Annotated in this window: 11 protein-coding genes; 10 read left to right on the top strand and 1 reads right to left on the bottom strand. The window is 71.4% G+C overall.

Features of this window, described 5'->3' with window-relative positions; genetic code table 11:
* Positions 1-292 precede the first annotated feature (292 nt).
* The 6 genes from NLI01S_RS16265 to NLI01S_RS16240 are packed head-to-tail and all read left to right on the top strand — an operon-like array spanning position 293 to position 8,948.
* On the top strand, positions 293-2,017 hold the full coding sequence (locus NLI01S_RS16265; protein ID WP_067605375.1) for a hypothetical protein: 1,725 nt from the start codon (positions 293-295) through the stop codon (positions 2,015-2,017).
* Positions 2,014-2,688 carry a hypothetical protein gene (locus tag NLI01S_RS16260; protein WP_067605291.1) on the top strand — a complete coding sequence of 225 codons (675 nt, stop codon included), beginning with the start codon at positions 2,014-2,016 and terminating at the stop codon, positions 2,686-2,688. Before NLI01S_RS16265 ends, NLI01S_RS16260 begins: the two co-directional genes overlap by 4 nt.
* Positions 2,685-4,472, top strand: a complete 1,788-nt coding sequence (locus tag NLI01S_RS16255; protein WP_067605289.1) for a type III-B CRISPR module-associated Cmr3 family protein — start codon at positions 2,685-2,687, stop codon at positions 4,470-4,472. The genes NLI01S_RS16260 and NLI01S_RS16255 overlap by 4 nt, the downstream gene beginning before the upstream one ends.
* Positions 4,466-6,046 (top strand): RAMP superfamily CRISPR-associated protein, encoded by a 1,581-nt coding sequence (locus tag NLI01S_RS16250; RefSeq protein ID WP_067605287.1) that lies wholly within the window; start codon positions 4,466-4,468, stop codon positions 6,044-6,046. Before NLI01S_RS16255 ends, NLI01S_RS16250 begins: the two co-directional genes overlap by 7 nt.
* The gene (locus NLI01S_RS16245) at positions 6,043-6,756 is read left to right on the top strand and encodes a hypothetical protein (RefSeq protein ID WP_067605285.1); all 714 of its coding nucleotides are present in this window, start codon (positions 6,043-6,045) and stop codon (positions 6,754-6,756) included. The genes NLI01S_RS16250 and NLI01S_RS16245 overlap by 4 nt, the downstream gene beginning before the upstream one ends.
* Positions 6,756-8,948: a TIGR03986 family type III CRISPR-associated RAMP protein gene (locus NLI01S_RS16240; RefSeq protein ID WP_084392654.1), complete on the top strand. Its 2,193-nt coding sequence runs from the start codon at positions 6,756-6,758 to the stop codon at positions 8,946-8,948. The genes NLI01S_RS16245 and NLI01S_RS16240 overlap by 1 nt, the downstream gene beginning before the upstream one ends.
* 9 nt (positions 8,949-8,957) lie before the next feature.
* Here NLI01S_RS16240 and NLI01S_RS16235 read toward each other — a convergent pair whose 3' ends face one another.
* A complete protein-coding gene (locus NLI01S_RS16235) occupies positions 8,958-10,115 on the bottom strand; it encodes a hypothetical protein (protein WP_067605283.1) in 1,158 nt (385 codons plus the stop codon).
* 327 nt (positions 10,116-10,442) lie between these two features.
* Here NLI01S_RS16235 and NLI01S_RS16230 point away from each other — a divergent pair, with 327 nt between their 5' ends.
* The 4 genes from NLI01S_RS16230 (at position 10,443) to NLI01S_RS16215 (ending at position 16,320) form a co-directional block, all read left to right on the top strand.
* Positions 10,443-10,808 carry a hypothetical protein gene (locus NLI01S_RS16230; protein WP_067605281.1) on the top strand — a complete coding sequence of 122 codons (366 nt, stop codon included), beginning with the start codon at positions 10,443-10,445 and terminating at the stop codon, positions 10,806-10,808.
* A gap of 2 nt (positions 10,809-10,810) precedes the next feature.
* Entirely contained in the window at positions 10,811-12,913 is a 2,103-nt protein-coding gene (locus NLI01S_RS16225; RefSeq protein WP_223809269.1) for a CRISPR-associated protein, read from the top strand.
* Between the two features lie 132 nt (positions 12,914-13,045).
* A complete protein-coding gene (locus NLI01S_RS16220; RefSeq protein ID WP_067605279.1) occupies positions 13,046-14,659 on the top strand; it encodes an alpha/beta hydrolase in 1,614 nt (537 codons plus the stop codon).
* 110 nt (positions 14,660-14,769) lie between these two features.
* Positions 14,770-16,320 carry an alpha/beta hydrolase gene (locus tag NLI01S_RS16215; RefSeq protein ID WP_223809268.1) on the top strand — a complete coding sequence of 517 codons (1,551 nt, stop codon included), beginning with the start codon at positions 14,770-14,772 and terminating at the stop codon, positions 16,318-16,320.
* Positions 16,321-16,627: the final 307 nt, after the last annotated feature.

The raw sequence follows: 16,627 nt of genomic DNA, 5'->3' as shown, positions 1-16,627 counted from the left end.
GACGTTCCCGTTCGGAAAGTCCGAGTGGTTCGTGTGGGTGCGGGCTCGGCATCGGCGGCCTTTCTCGAAGATGGGGAGGTGCACGTGCGCCGGGCGGAGACGGTGGGGCATCGACGCGTCCTCCCAGACGTCTCTCGGACAGTGCGTCGATCACCGGTGACCGGATGGGGCCGGCGGGGTGACGCCGTGGTGTGACTCCTGGTATCCGTGGTGAGGTCGGCGTCGCCGTCCGAGAGGAATCTCCGAAGGACGCGTCGACGTCGTGACATCCACGTACAAGGAGTCCGCCACGGTGCCCCCTGCCCCCGCCCACCGCGAGCCACCGGCCGATCCCCCCGCCCACGGAGTCCTGGTCGGTGTGGACCTGCGGGGCATTCAGGCCTACGTCTACAGCGGGCGCCGGATCCTGGACGCGGTCGGACGGGCCGCGCTGGTCGCCGAACTCACCGACACCTCCGACGCCCGTCACGGGGTGGCCGACCTGGTACCCGAGGACTGTCTGACCCTGCGTGACGCCGGAGGCGCCCTCACCGTGGTGCTGCCGGACGCGAAGACCGCGCGTACCTTCACCTCCCGCTACACGAGAAGGCTTCGAGACCGCGCCGGAGAGCTCACCCCGGTCGTGGCGTTCGTTCCCTACGGGCAGGGGGAGCCCGAACCCGACCTGGACTCCGCTCTGGCCGTGCTGCCGGTGCGCCTACGCCTGGCCCGCCGCCACATGTCCGCGCTGCACGCCCCCGCGCACGGATACGGGATCACCGCGGTGTGCTCGGTGAGCGGGGCCCCGGCGGAGTCGGTGGACAGTAGTCGTTCGGACCACACCCGGGTGCACGAACGGGTGTCCGCCGACGTGGCCGGGGCCCGTGGCATCGGTCGCCGTTGGCACCGGGCGCACGGCGACGCCTGGCTGGCGGACGCGGTCACCGCCACCGGATCCCCGGAGTTGGCGTTGCCGATGGAGGTGGACCGGCTCGGCCGCGACCACGGGGGAGTGAGCCGGGTCGCCGTGATGCACCTCGACGTCAACGGGTTGGGAGCGATCCTGGGCGAGTACCGGGAGCTGGTGGGCGACCCCGACCGGCCCGGATCCGGTGCCCTCGCCCAGAGGGGATTGTCCACCCGCATCGCGGGGCTGACCAGGGGGTTGGCCCGAGCGATGGTACGGGCGGTGGCCGCCATGGTCCACGCCGCCCCGGGGGAGGCACCGCACGTTCCGGGGAAGGGAACGGGCGGTCCCATCGCCCTGGACCACGAACCCGGGGGCCCGGTGCGGTTGCCGGTACGGCCGATCGTGGTCGCCGGCGACGACCTCACGGTCTTGTGCGACGCCCGTTTGGCCCTGGCCCTGGTGCGCTACGCCCTGGACTGGTTGGACACCGACCCCGAACCGATCGAGGACGTCGACGACCCGAGGGTGGCCCTGCACCGGGACCTGGCCGCAGCCTACGGCACCGGTGGCCGTCGGGTGCCGGGCGGAGGGCACACCACCTTCGTGCCCACGGTCGGTGTCGGAGTCGCGATGCAGCCGGTGGGCGCGCCCCTGTCCTTGGGGTATGACCTGTGCGAGGCGATGTGCCGGGTCGCCAAGGCGCATCGGCTGGCCCGCGCCGAACACGATCCCAAGGCCGCGGAGGACCACACGGTGGCCTGGACGACCCGATTCGACGGGGTCGAACGGGTCCTGCGCCGGATGGAGGCCGCCCAGGAGGCCACCCCGCCGCGCACCGCGCGGCCGATGAGCGGCGCCGGCTTCACCCGCTTCCTCGACCGTTATCTCGGCGGTGGCGACGGTGTCGGCGGCCCGCCGGCGGACGGTGACAGCCGCAGGCGTGGCTGGCTGGTCTCCTCCCTGGTCCCCCTGTTGGAGTCCGGTGTCGACCCCGCCCCCGAACTGGCCCGCCGTGCCCGAGTGACCGGAGGCCCCGTCGCCCTGCCCCAGGGGTGGACCACCGGTGAGCTGTTGGACGCCGTCGACGTGATGGACCTGTACCTGGAGCCGGAGGGCGGGCGCTCGTGAGCACACCGGATCGTATCGTGGTGCGCCTGGTCTCCCCGGCCCTTTTCGTCGGTGCCAGCGCCGACGGCACGGGCGCCGACACCGACGTGGTCACCGACGGGCACGGCCTGCCGCACCTGCCCCGACACCGGTTGGCGGCACGGCTTCGGGCCGGGGCGCTGGACGCGCTCACCGTCGCCCCCGAACTGGGCGAGGTGGTGGACCGGGTCTTCGGCAAGGGGCGCTCGCACGGCCCGGATCGGATCCTGAGAGTGGGCCACGCGGTCACCGGCGACCCCGTGCGCGCCGCGGTCGCCCACGCCTTGGCGGGCCGCGCCCGACCCCTGCGTTCCACCCTGCGGCGCGCCGTCACCAGTGCCTACACCACTCTGGAGTCGGGGGTGGAGGTCGGCCCCGACGGCGCCCCCGAGACGGGGCGGTTGCGCACCAACCGGGTCCTGCTCCCGGGACTGACCCTGGTCTCCGCCCTGACCTGGTCCATGCCTGCGGGAACGGACGAGTGGCGCTGCTTGGCCATGGCGTGCCTGGCCACCGACCAGATCGGGCTCAAGGCCACCCGGGGACGCGGCCGGGTCGACGTGCGACTGTCCACGCCGGGCGACATCGACCCGCACGCCACCACCCTGCGGATGGCCGGGGCACCGGACCGTGGAGGGGGGTCCCGACCATGAGCCACCCGGTCGTGGCCTACCTGCCTTTGCGGTACGTCCTCACCGATTCGGTCACCGTCCGCACCTCCTTCGACCCGCTCAGCACCGACCCGGTGCTGAGCGGGCGGGCCCAACGGGGCATGCTCGCCGCCGCGCTGGCACGCGCCGGTCTGCACGAGGAACTCACCGCGTGGGTGGCGCGTGGCGAACACGTGCACTTCTCGCCCGCACACCCGCGGCTCGAACAGCACGCGCGTCCCGGGGTACAGGTGGTCGCCCACCCGCCGCCCGCGTACTTGTACACCCCGGGCAAGGACGGCGACGCCCTGGTGGACTCCTTCGCCGGAGGCACCGACGACCCGAGCCTGCCCTACAAGACCGTGCGCGACCCCCTCACCCCGGACCGGTCGCTGCGCGCGACCGTACGCACCACCGCCGAGCGCTACCTGGGTCGACCGCGGACCACGGAGACCGGACCGGGACGGCCGTTCTTCACCACGAGTCTGGACCCCGGCCAGGTCTTCGAGGCCAGATGGCGGCTGAGCGGGCCCGACCACGCGTTCCTACGCGCGCTGGCCGAACGGATCCTTTGGGTACTGGAGTCGGCTCGCGGAACGCTCACCCTGGGAGCGGGGGGCACCCGCGCGCATGGCGGGGTGGAGGTGGGGCCGGTGGACCCCGGCCGTCCCTTGTCCCCGGATCGGGTGGCCTGGCCCCGGGCGGATCGCTCCCGAGACACCGGGCAGGAGGTCGACCTGCTGTTGCTCTCGCCCGCGATGGTGGTGGGCGCCCAGGGGCAGCACCGCCCGCACGCATTGGTACCCGCGGTGCGCGAACTCTGGGAGCGACGTCTGCCGGGTCTTCGACCCGAGGTGGTGGCCGCGCACGTCGAGTCCGTGCTCGTGGGCGCCTACCACCGCGGTTACCGGGGACCGATGACCGAGCGCAGGGCGGCCGCCGCGGGTTCGGTGGTGCGACTGCGACCGATCACGGAACTGAGCACCGCCCAGGTCCGCGACCTGGAGGCGTACCCGCTGGGCGAACGGGCGGTGGACGGGTACGGCCAGTTCGTTCTCCTGGACCCGCCGGGCGGCCTCGAACCGTTCGCGCCGCCCTCGACACCGATACCCGCCCGCCGAGCGGGGACCGTGACCCTGACCGACGGCAGGGCCCTGCCCGAACCCGGCGTCCCGGATCCGGCGGCCGACCCGCACCTGGCCGTCCTGTACGACGCGTTGCTGTGGAACGCCGCCGTGCAGCCGGTCCGTGATCACGCCCGCGATCTGGCCCGCGCCTCCGCGGCCACCCTCGCCCCGCTCACCCCCAGCCTGCTGGGTCGGCTGCGCGAAGTGGTCGCCCACCCGCACCGCACTCCCGACGAGGCGCTGGCCGTCCTGCACACCACCCTGACCGGGGACCCAGGGCAGGGGGCGCACAAGGTACTGCGCGAACGTGCGGTGCGCGCCCTGGAAAGGGCCCGTCTGAGGCGCTCGGGCCGGAGTGGACGGATCACCGTCCACCGTTGGCTGAGCGATCTGACCGCAGGTGAGAGAGCCGTGTCGTGGTGGCGGTCCCACCGCCCCGGCGACGCGCCGGACTCGGCCTACCCCCGCGCGCTGGCCGCCGTGGACCTGGCCCGCCCCGACGGCCTGCCCGACCTGGCGCGGGACAGTGGGCTCTCACCCCGGGCCGAAGCCTGGGAACGCCAGGCCGCGCCGCGGCTGTGCCTGCTGTTGGTCTCCTCCTGGATGGCGGAGGCAGCCCGGGTCCTGAGCACGACCTCCGACGGAGGTGGGACATGGTGAACCGTCTGGTGTGGGAGTTCACCACCCGTCTGCTCCTTCTCGGTGACGCTCATGTGGGCGCGGCCCGGGCCACCCCTCGACACGCCGCCGAGAGCGACGTGGACCTGGCCTTGGACCGTGACCCGCACAGCGGCCTGCCGCGTCTGCGCGCCACCACCCTGGCCGGGCTGCTCCGTCACGAGCTGCTGGCCCGCACCGATCGGACGGCCGTGACCTCGCTGTTCGGCATCGATGACGGCAGCTCGGGCTTCGGGGCGGGGGAGGCGGCCCCGATACCCAGCGCCTTGGACCTCGACGACGCCCACGCCGTCCTGCCCGACGACACCTCCGTGACAGTGCGGGTGGGCACCCGTGTCGACCCGACCACCGGGACCGTGCACCCGGGGCGCATGTGGCAGTGGGAGGTCCTGCCCGCGGGCACCGAGTTCACCTGCCACCTGCGTCTATGGGTTCCCGATCCCGCCGTCGAGGCGCGTCTGCTCACCCTGTTGGTCCTGGCCACCCGGGGTCTGACAGGGGAGGGGCCCGGTATCCGGATCGGTGGTCGCACCGGGCGCGGTTACGGCGCGGTCCGCGCCACCCACTGGGCCGCACGCAGGCACGACCTCACCGACCCGGGCGGGTGGTTCGACTTCCACGCGCGCACGTGGGAAGAACGGGCGGGCCAGGGCGTTGAGGCCCTCACCGGCCCCCCGCGCGATCTGCCCGAACTCCTCGACACCCGGCTGCGCGAGAACGGCCGGGAGGCGGCCGCGGCGTACGTGGGAGCCCGATCGGCCCGACCCGACCCGCGGCATCGGGCCGAATTGCGCCTGGAACTGCGCGTGGCCGAACGCACCGACCCCCTCGTGCCCGGACCGTTGCGCCCGGGGCTGCTCATGATCGGTGACGTGCCCGAAGCCGATCGGCTCGCCGAGACCGACCGCGCCCACCGGTGGCGGCCCACGGTCACCGACGAGGGGAAGGTGCGCCGACAGCCGGTGCTCGGCGACACGGCCTTGTTCGCCCTGTTCAAACGGATCGGCGGTCGCCTGGCCCGGGACGCCGCCGAACACCTGGGCGCGCCGGCGGGCCGGTGGCGACAATGGCACGGTCACTGGTGGGGTGCCGACCCCGCCGAACAGGGTACGCCCCGGCCCTCCCGGATCCGTCTGCGCGCCACTCCCACCCTCGCCGGTGGGGCGCCGCTGACCACCACGCGCATGACCGTGGACTCGCTGTTCGGCGACGCCGTGGACGGCCGTCTGTTCACCAGCGACGTGCACTGCGGTGGCGGAGCCGAGGTCGTCCTGGACGTACCCGAACCCGACGATTCCGTGCTCGGACTGCTCGCCCTGGTGGTCCGGGAACTGTCCACCGTTCCCCTCGACACCCTGGGCGCGGGAGCGGGCGGAGGCAACGGCCGGCTCACCGTCACCCGCGCCCACCTGATCACCCATGGTCGGTCGAGGGGCGGGCCGGACAGCGTGGACCTGATGGCGGCGCTCGACGAACCCGAAGGCCCCGAGGGCGAGATCGTCCGCGGCCGGCTGCGCGCCCTGCACACCCGACTCAGCGAGGAGGGGACCCCGTGAACGTCCACGCCCACGAACCACCCGACCCGGTCGGGGTCGACGTCGAACGACTCACCCCCGAACGGATCGACGCCGTCCTGTCCGACGTGTTCGACCACGGTGTGCGCTGTCGCGAGCTGGATCGGACCCTGGACGGTTCCCCACCGGGGCCCCAGTGGCTCCTGGCCGAGTTCGGTGACGGGCGGGTCACCGGTGCCTGTCCCCGAGAACGTTGGCGACGCTCCGACGGTGACGCCGCCGACCGATGGCGGATCCTGGAGGTCCTGGTCTTCGCCGCGCACGCCCAGATCCGCCTGGGTGAGGGCGCCGGGTCCGGATGGATCGCCAGGGACGCGGTCGGGGACCTCCCCGATTGGCTGCGCCCCCGCGATCGTTCCTTCCTGCTCCAGGGCTGGGTCGGCACCGAACACCGGAGCGTCCTGGGTGGGGAGGTGCCGATGACGGTCACCCGAGAACCCTCGGGCACCGAAGCGGTCCTGCCCGTGCCCTGGACCGACTTCTCCGGCCGACCGCGCCCTTTGTCGGCGCCGGGCCGCAGCGCCCTGGAGAGCACCGGGACCTGGCTGACCGTACGAGAGTACTGGGCCGCCGACCCCGCCACCGGAGCGGTGGGAGTGGCCTTCCACCGGCTCACCGGAATGTGCGCCGGGACCAAACCCACCGGTCCGGAGTTCGAGGTGGGCACCGGGGACCTGGTCGAGGAACGCTGATGGCGGATCCCCGAGACCTGGCGTCCCGGATGGCCAAGGTAGGGCCGGAGCCCCGGCACCGGGCCACGGCGCCCTACGGGCTGGTCCGTCTGGCCGACGAACCGGTGCCCGCCACGACCCTGCACGCCGGTCTCGACACCGACGCGCTCCTGCGATCGCACGACCGCACCGTCCCCGGCACGCACACCGGCTGGATCGACCTGACGCTGACCACGCTGACCCCCACGTTCGTCGGGCAGACCCGGCGCGGCGGCGGGGTGGCCCGCTCCCTCCGGCTCCCCTGTGGTGAGCGGGCGCTGCCGACCGTGCCCGGCACGTCCCTGCGCGGCCTGGTCCGCAACACCGTACGCATGCTCACCGGCGGCGAGACCGGGCCGGTCAACACCCCCATGCTGTTCTTCCGAGCCCCGGTGCGCATCGATCCCGACAACACCGACAGTTCGCTGTCCACCCGGGCCCGTCATGTGATGGCCCGCCAACACGCCCACTACCGCGAACGTCGTACCGGACTGCGCACCGCCCAGGGGTTCATGTACCGGTCGCCGGAGGACGAACTCTGGTACGTCGTGGAGCTTCCGGCGACCGCGCCGGAGCCCTCGGGCGGGCGGGCGCTCAAGGTTTCCTTCGACGTGCTGCGCGAGAGCGTGGCCACCTGGGACTTCGGGGTGGAGAAGTTCCCCGATCCGCCACGTGGCGCGGGCTACGTGCCCACCGCCCACGAACAGCACGGTCGGTTGCAGCATCGCTGGGTGTACGCGGTCCACCATGGGCGGGGCGTGGTCGCAGTGGCCCCCACCGAGAAGGACGCCCGCGCCCACCCGGCGGCGGACGCGTCCGGGGGCGGCGTGATCCGGGCGCTGCTGGTGCTGACCGGCGCGGCGGCGGGAGAGCGACGCAACGCCTACCTCTTCCCCCGTCCACCGGACCTGCGCGGGGGCCGCCACCCCGTCCCGGAATCCCTGGTGGACCTGTTCGAGTCGGCCGAGCAGATCACCGGCTACCAACGGGCCGCCTTCCCCGACACCCTCTCCGCGAGCGGTGGAGATCCGGGCCGGCCCCCGGTGGCGGGGACCCCGGGCGGTGGATTGCCCCGGCAGAGCCTGGAACCGGTGTGGTTCGACGTGGACGCGTCCGGTCGGGTGGTCTCCTTCGGGCGTTCGGGCGGCTACCGCGTCGCCGTGGGCGACGAGGACCCCGTCCGTCGGGCCGTCCCGGCGGACGTGCTGGGCCCCCAACACGGTGAGCCCCGTCGTTCGGACCGGGCCGGGCGCACCGTGGACGTGTGTCGCGCGATGTTCGGTGACACCGACGTGTTCGCGGGGGAGGCCGGGGCGCTCAAGGGTCGGATCGAGTTCGGCAACGCCGTCGCCGAGGACAACGACACCGACGCGGACGTCGCCCTGGCCGCGCTTCGGGTGCGGCTGTTGTCCCCCCAACGCGGCTGTTTCGCCAACTACCTGGTGCAGGGTCCCGACGCCGCCTCGGGGGACCGGCCCGACGTCGTCACCTGGTCGCACGAGGGGGACGTGCGACTGGGTGGCTATAAGGTCTACCTGCACCGACACCGGCCCACCGCTGGTCCGCACCCCTACGATGAACGCGCCCAGGAGGAACTCGACGTGGAGGTGGTGCCCATCGACGGGTCCGCTCCGCCACCGCGCGATACCCAACGCGACATCGTGCCGCTGCGCGAAGGACTGGTGTTGCGCTCTCGGGTCACCTTCACCAACCTCACCGACGCCGAACTCGGCGCGCTGATGCGGGCGCTGCTGCTGGACAACCCGGTGGACGGCGGTGACCCGACCGACCCCGAACACGCGCACAAGGTCGGGATGGGCAAGTCGCTGGGGATGGGCAGCGTCCACCTGCGCCCCGAGCTGTACCTGGTGGATCGGGGAGCCCGCGCCGCCGACCTGTCCCTGCGTCCCGAAGCCGGTGTGGCGCGCGCCGACCACGAGCGGGTCCGGTCGTTCTTGGACGCCTTCTCCGTCGCCCTGGTCGGCCACCGGCTTCCCGGGCCCGCCCGGGCCGAGCGCTGGCGCGAGGTGGACCAGGCCGTCGACGTGTGTCTGGCCACCCGCTGGCGACATCGGCTGCCCCCGGAGGAGACCGCGGTCATGTCGTTGCGCCACTTCGCGGAGTACCCGGTCCTGCCGCCACTGGTGGACCGGTTCCGATTGCGGGGGACCTGACCGCTTCGCTCAGCGGGATCGGTCACCGAAGACGATCGCCTCGGTCAGGGCGTCCAACAGGTCGGCTCGCAGGTCGGGGTCGTCCTGGGCCTCGCTCCAGCGTTCGGGGACCGCGGGCCCGGTCCTCAACAGTCGGCCGAGCAGGGCTTCGAGTGTGCCCTGCGGGTCGGCCCCGAAGGCCGTCCGATGGCCGTGGGCCTCGGCGGCCAGTTCCCGACCCAACCAGAGCAGCCAGCGGCGTTCGTGATCGGCCAGGACCTCCCGTCTCGGTACCTCCTCGTCGTCCGGTGCCGGTTCCGGGACCGGGTTGTAGGGGGCGCTGCGCGCGCGTCCTCGGGCCTGCTGAACCAGGGTGAAGTGGGTGGGCATGAGCGCGGCCATCCGGGACAGGACGTCGGTGAGCCGGCGGGCCAGGTCCTCGCCGGTGATCTCGGGCAGGAGCCCGCGCAGCAGGAGACGGCGGCGCTGGTCGGGGGTGCGCGCGGGGTCGGCGTCCCTGCCAGAGGCGAGCTCGGTCATCTTGCGCAGCAGGTAGTCGCCGGTGGCGGTGGAGACCATGGGTGGTTCGCACGCGGTGCCCAGCCGGCGCCCGTACAGGTCGGCCACGGGCACGGCGCTGCCGTCCTCGGTGAAGGAGACGGATTCGCCGGGGGAGATGTCCTCGGGCAGGTCGGCGGCCGGGTTGCCCCGACCTGCGGTGAGTACCAGCATGGCCAGGGCCTCCTGCTCGACCACGTCGGTGGCGACCCGGGACACGTCGCGGCGCTGGGCCCACCGGCGGGGGCGTTCGGAGAAGGCGCTGCGGTCCCTGCCGTTGGGTGCGGGGCTCGGGTACACCCGGCGCAGGTTCTTGTAGGAGCGGTCGCGGCGTACGTCGTCCAAGGCGTCGCGCAACCGGTGCGCGGCGATGCGGTCCACCCCGGTGGGCGTGGGCAGGGCACGGGTCATGCGCATGGCGACCACCCCGTGCGGGTCGCCGCCGTGCTCGGGGCACGGGCAGTGCTCGACGCACAGGTCGATGTAGTCCCAGAACTGCTCGGTGTGGCCGGCGCAGCCCTGAGCGGTTCCGTCTGTGGAGCAGGGGCCACACCCCAGCGCGCGGGTGAACACGCGAAGGAAGGTGGTCGACCCGTACAACTCCCAGGCGGAGCAGTGGTGCTTGCTCACGAACTCTTCTCCCCGGATCGTCCGGGGCCGGGACGCTTCCCCAGCCCTTCCGGGGAAACGCGTGTGAGTCGAGAGCGAGCTGATGACACTCCTGCGTCAACGGGAGGTCGTACAACAAAATAGGGCTTCTACGTGAGGAAAGTCAATTGACGACGATCGCCCCCTGAAGAGACGAATCATATTCTTGTTATGAAATCGGTCAGGAGAAAACACCCGTCTCAAAAAACCCAGGAGGAGTGGCGGAGCACCCGGCCGCATGTGTCCGAGAGACTGCGGTGAAGACCTTGGAACAGGCACGTCGGCGAGAGGAAACGGGAGGTCCGACGTATGAGGGTGGTCAACCTGACGCCGCATGAGGTAAGAGTGATCGATGCGCAGGCGCGGGTGATCCGCACCTGGAAGAGCGCGCCACGCCCCGCTAGGGTCGAGACCGACCGGGTACCACTACGGGAGATCGACGGGATCCCCCTCCTGTCCGAGGAACGCACCCGTGCCGCAAACCTTCCCGACCCCGAGGAAGGTGTCTGGTACATCGTCTCTTCCGTGGTCGGCTCCGCGCACCCCGAGCGCTGCGACCTCCTGGTCCCCTCCGACCTGGTGCGGGACAGCAAGGGGGTGGTGACCGCCTGCCGTTCTTTCGTCATCATGTCCGAATCCGCGAGGAATGGGGAAGTGGTGGAAACGGTCGCCTGAGAATGAGAGAGGACAACGTGGACGAACCCCGCGCAGCCGTCGTCCTCGTGGGGCAGAACCCCACTCCCGCCCTGTTGGCCTCGCTGACCCTCCCCGTCGACCACCTGTTCCTGGTCTGTAGCGATGGCACGGTGCCCGTGGCGCGACGGGTCGCCGAGGCGGTGGAGCGACTGCGCGAGAAGCGCCTCGTACGCGTCCTCAGCGTCGGCCCGGACCCGCATGATCCCGAAGCGGTCACCACGCTCCTGGACCGGGTTCGCGAGGCGCTCGCCGGACGCCCCTGGCACCTGGACTACACCGGTGGAACCAAGGTCATGAGCGTGGTGGCGGCCCTGCACCACGAACGCTCCCTCTCCTCCCGGGCGCACCGGCTACGCCACTACCTCGATCCCCACAGCGACCCGCCCGGACGACTCGGGGTGGACCTGGCGACCCTGGCCGCGATCCACGGAGCCCATTGGGAGCAACGCCGCGACCCCGCGCCGGTGCGCCGCTACCTCGCCGGCGGAGAGGTAGCGCTACGCGAGACCTATCCACGGCTGCCCGACGGCGAACTCAACGGCGTCATAGCGGAGGGACGCGTCCTGGCCCACCTGCGCCGACTCACCGGTGGCAGACCCGACACCGAGGTGCTGGGCGCGCGCCGGGTGGCCGACCCCTACCGGTCCGGTGGTTCCATCGCCGATTTCGACGCGCTGCTGCGCCACCGCCACCGGGTCCTGTGCGTGGAGGTCAAGAGCCGCGCCGAGGACGTGATCGCCCGGGCCGGGTGGACGATCGCCAAGTCGCGTCGGGTTTTCGGTGGGGCGACCCAGGTCCTGTTCGTCTACACCGGGCCGGTCGTGGACGACCTGCGCGAACGCATCACCGCCTACAACCCGGCCCTGTCCGCCCGCAACGTGCACGTGTGGCACGCAGACGCCTTCCTGGAGCGGGTGACCTCCTTCGACGCCCTGTGCGGGGCCTTCCTGCCGGCCCTGGACAGCGGACGCGGAACGGTGCCGGCCACACCCGTACCCCTGGACCCGGCCCCGGGACCATCCGACCACCCGGGCCCGGAACAGGGCCCGCTCCTGGTCACCCCGCTGGGCGGCAGCCGCCTGGGCGCGTTGACCGCGCTGCACGCCCACCGGCCCTCCCGCGCACTGGTACTGCCCTCCAAACAGAGCCTGCGCGCCAACGTGCGCGAGGCCGCCGCCCGCACCCTGTACGCGGTCGAGAACCCCGGTCTGCCCACCGCCGACGCCGACACCCTGCGCGCCGAGGGGTACCGCGACCGGGTGCGTCTGGCCGCCGACCCGGTGAACGGCTTCGACCCCGACGCGGTCGCGGCGACGGTGGGGGAGTGGATCGTCCGTGAACGCGACGGGGAGCGTTCCGTGGTCGTGGACTTCACCACCGGGACCAAGGCGATGAGCCTGGGACTGACCAAGGCCGCCCTCAACGGCGGGGCCTGCGCCACCTACCAGCTGGCCCGCGACCGGTCCGTGGTGTGCCTGCGCCATGGCCGGCACCGACTGTGCGGACGTGCCGGACCGGACTGGTCGTTGGTGCTCAGCGGTTACGAACCCCTTGCGTCGGACCTGACCGAGGTGGTCGAGGGGCCTGCGCTCGACGAGGTCGAGGTGGAACTGCTGGACCTGGTCGCGCGCGGACTCTCCAAGGCCGCCTCGGGTCCCTGCCGGGTCTGGTGGGATCCCTCCCTGGCCGACGGATCGGCCTTCCTCACCGCGCGAGAGCGGCCCTCCCTGGTGTTGGCCTTCGATGATCGGGCGGTGGGTCTGGCCGCCCCCGCCTGGCGCCGGCGCAGAACCCCTGACGGTCCGCGTCGTGAGGTGAGCCCCGGCGGATGGGCGCAGAGCGTGTTCGCCGCGACCACGCACCTGAGCGTGCGCTGCGACGTGGCCGGGACCCTGCTGGCGCTGACCCGCCCCGGCCGCGACGTGACCCGGGCCGGTGAGCTGGTGGACTGGATCGCCGAGAGTACCTCCGAAGGTGTCGGGGACCAGGGGATCCGGTTCGGCGACCCCACTCGACCGCTGGTGGTGGAGGTCGACCCTTCGGTGCCGCCGGCGTTGTTGGAGACCGACGTCGGTCTGCTGTGAGCCCGGCCGGTTGAGTGGTTTGTCGTATTTGTTACCTATGAGTAGGCAACCTCTGAGGCGGCCCGTCCGTCCCAACGGTTGGTTTCGACCCCACCCCCATCCCCCATCCCCTTGCTAGAACGGAGCCGCCACGTGCGGTACGTACCCGCTCCGACCTCCACCTCCGTAGCGCTGTCCCTGCTACTGGTGGTCGGATGCACCTCCGAGGAGGAACCCCTACAGGCCGATGCCTCGATCGAGGACACGGACCCGAGCCTGGAACGATTCGACAACCAGCAGTTGTCCTGGAAGGACTGCCACGACGCGAACGAGGTCGAGGAGCTTCTCGAATGGGGTGCCGAGGAGAAGTGGCTGGAGAGCCTGGAATGCACCCTCATGAACGTCCCCCTCGACTACACCGACCCCGACGGTGAGGACGTCCGGCTGGCTCTGGTGCGCCGGCCTGCCGAGGGAGGGGCCGAGGACCGCCAAGGCTCCCTGGTGATCAACCCGGGCGGTCCCGGGGGCAGCGGCCTGGAGATGCTCACCGGTGAGTTGTTCACCTCCGACATCAGGGACTCCTTCGACCTGGTCTCCTTCGACCCGCGCGGAATCGGGGACAGCACCCCGATCTCCTGTGGGGAGGACCACTCGGACGAGGAAGGCCCTTGGGAGGAGTACTTGAGCTGGGACACCGACCCGGCCGACATCGCCGAGGACGACCTCGTCGAGATGGACGAGATCGCACAGGAGGTCGCCGAAGAATGCGTCGATGAGATCGCTGCGGACTTCCTCGCGAACATGGGCACCGTCAACGTCGCCCGTGACATGGACCTGATCCGGGAGAACCTGGACGAGGACGAACTCCACTACGTGGGCTACTCCTACGGCACCCACCTGGGCGCCCTGTACGCCGAGCTGTACCCCGACAACGTCGGCGGTATGGTCCTGGACGGTGCGGTGGACGGGGAGATCGACCTGCTGCGGATGGCCGTCGAGCAGACCGAGGGCTTCCAGGAGACCTGGGAGAGGTTCGTCGAACAGTGCTCGGACTGTCCCTTCGACGACCCGGAGGGCTCCACCGAGACGATGACCGCCCTGGCTCGAGGCCTGGACGATGACCCGATCGTCATCGACGACCCGGAGTGGCACGACGAGGAGGTCGTCATCGATGGTGACGCCCTGATCGGAATCGTCATGCAATCCATGTACCAGGAGTGGGTGTGGCCCGACCTGGAGGCGTCGCTGGTCGCACTGAACCAGGGTGACCTCTCCGAGGCCGTCTACCAGCTGAGCGGCCTGTACTGGATGTTCTTCCTGTTCATGGTCGAGGAGGAAGCCGAGGAGAACCAGAGCGCCGCCCAGCTCGCCGTGGAATGCGCCGACTCCGAGGCGGGCACCGACCTCGACACCTACCGGGAGGCGTCCGAGGCCGCCTACGAGGCCTCGCCGCTGTTCGGCTCCACCATGGTGTGGCCGTGGATGATGTGCTCGCACTGGGTCGAGCCCGTCGAACGCCTCTCCGGGTTCTCCGCCTCCGACGCCCCGCCGATCGTGGTGGTCGGCACGGAAGGGGATCCCGCCACCCCCTACGAGTGGTCGCGGCGCCTGGCCGACCAGCTGGACAGCGCCACGCTGGTCACCTACGAGGGCGCCGGACACGGAGTGTACGGATTCGACGCCAACGAGTGCGTGGACGAGGTGATCGACACCTATCTCCTGGAGGGCGTGGTCCCGGAAAGCGACCACTCCTGCCTTCCGGAATAGCCGGGTAAAGCCACTGTTGACCGGTTGATCGGCATGTTCACCGCACGCCCGACCTCGATCACTCAGAGTATGGGAACCCAGTGGTTCCACTACGAGGAGTGAGGTCGGGCGTGCGTGTGCGTGGAATAGGACGAGGGCTGGGGGCCCTGGTGACGGCCCTGGTCCTCGTCCCCGGAGTGGTCTTCGCCGACGTCAAGGACGGCCCCCACCCCTTCCACGGACAGCACATCGAATGGGAACCCTGCCTCGAACAGGACGAACTCGCCGAGGCCGGACCGACCGAGGGCGACCCGGACTGGCGCGCCCGCCTGGAGTGCGGCAGCGTCACCGTCCCCGTCGACCACGGTGACCCCGAGGGCGAACTCCTCGAACTGGCGCTGATCCGCCAACCCGCCCAAGGCGTGAGCCGGGGTTCGCTCGTATTCGACTTCGGCGGTCCGGGTGTCTCCGGGATCGACACCTTCCTCGCCGGCGCCCTGCCCCTGGGTCGCGGTGTGCGGGAGAACTTCGACCTGGTCTCCTTCGACCCCCGAGGGGTGGGCGACAGTGGCGGATTCACCTGCCGAGGCCACGCCGACCTGGACGGTCTCCTGGCCCGGATCCGTGGCATGGACCCCGACGACCTGCCCGACCGAGCCCTGGAGAAGTTGCAGAGGGTCGCGCACGCCTTCACCACCGGTTGCGTCGACGCGGTGGGTGAGGACTTCCTCTTCAACATGGGCACCGTGAACGTCGTCCGCGACCTCGACCTGATGCGTGACGCTCTGGGCGAGGAACGGCTGGACTACGTCGGCTACTCCTACGGCACCTCCATCGGTGCCCTGTACGCCGAGATGTATCCCGAACGCTCCGGCGCGCTGGTCCTGGACGGGGCGGTTGCGATCGACGACGACCTGATCACCGGCACCGTCGAACAGACCGCAGGGCTTCAGACCTCCTGGGAGGCGTTCATGGCCTACTGCTTGGACAGTGCCCCGGAATGTCCGTTCGCCGGCATGGAGACCGCGTCCGAGGAGCTGGCGACCCTCCTGGACGGCCTCGACACCGAACCGTTGCGCGTGGATGGCCGTGACCTGGACCGGTACGCCCTGCTGGACCTGCTGCGCGGCTCGCTGCACACCGAACAGCTGTGGCCGGGCACCGCCCTGTTGCTCGCCGGCCTGGCCGGCGACGAACGCGACGGGTTCGTCACCGACTACCTGTCGAGCCTGCGCGGCGACGACGCCGACACGCCACCCGGCGCGGACGAGGCCGCGCACATCGCCGTGCGCTGCGCCGACCACCCCCGACCCACCGACATCGACGACTATCTCCAAGGCGCTCGTGAGGCCGAGGCCGCCTCACCGCTCTTCGGGGGAACCGAGGTGTGGCGGATGCTGCCCTGCGCCACCTGGCCCGACACCGAGGCGACGCCTACCGGGATCAGCGCCCCGATGGCCCCGCCGATCCTGGTCGTAGGCACCCTGGGCGACCCGGCCACCCCCTACACGTGGGCGCGGGAGCTGACCGAGCAGCTCGGCTCCGCTCGCCTACTCACCTACGAGGGCGGCGGCCACACCGCCTACGGGGCCGGCCGCGCCTGCGTGGACAACGCGGTGGAGACCTACCTGCTCGGCGGTGGGCTCCCTGGTGAGGACACCACCTGCCCGAGCGTGCTTTGATCTCCCTTTCCCGGGTCGGTGGATTCCTCACCGGAGGGAGGTGTCGAGGTCCCACCTTCGCCAGACTCGTGCACGAGTCTGGCGAATCGGAGGAGGAGACCATGGGCGCACAACGCGGACCGGGTCGGGCGGTCACGGCCACCGCGATATCGGCCCTGGCCACTCCCTGGCGCGTCCGGGGTATGGAGCGGATCTGAAGCCTTTGGTTTCAGGGCGTTGGGCGGGTATCGGGTGTGTGGGTGGGGCGCCTGAGGTCGGGAGTCTGCCGGTGGTTGGGCGGGGTTTTCGGGCTGCTGGTGGGGCGCCT

Origin of the sequence: Nocardiopsis listeri NBRC 13360, assembly GCF_001570765.1 — a bacterium.
Taxonomy (GTDB): domain Bacteria; phylum Actinomycetota; class Actinomycetes; order Streptosporangiales; family Streptosporangiaceae; genus Nocardiopsis; species Nocardiopsis listeri.
The sequence above is the reverse complement of the archived record's forward strand: the minus strand, read 5'-3'. Positions and strand labels throughout refer to the sequence as shown.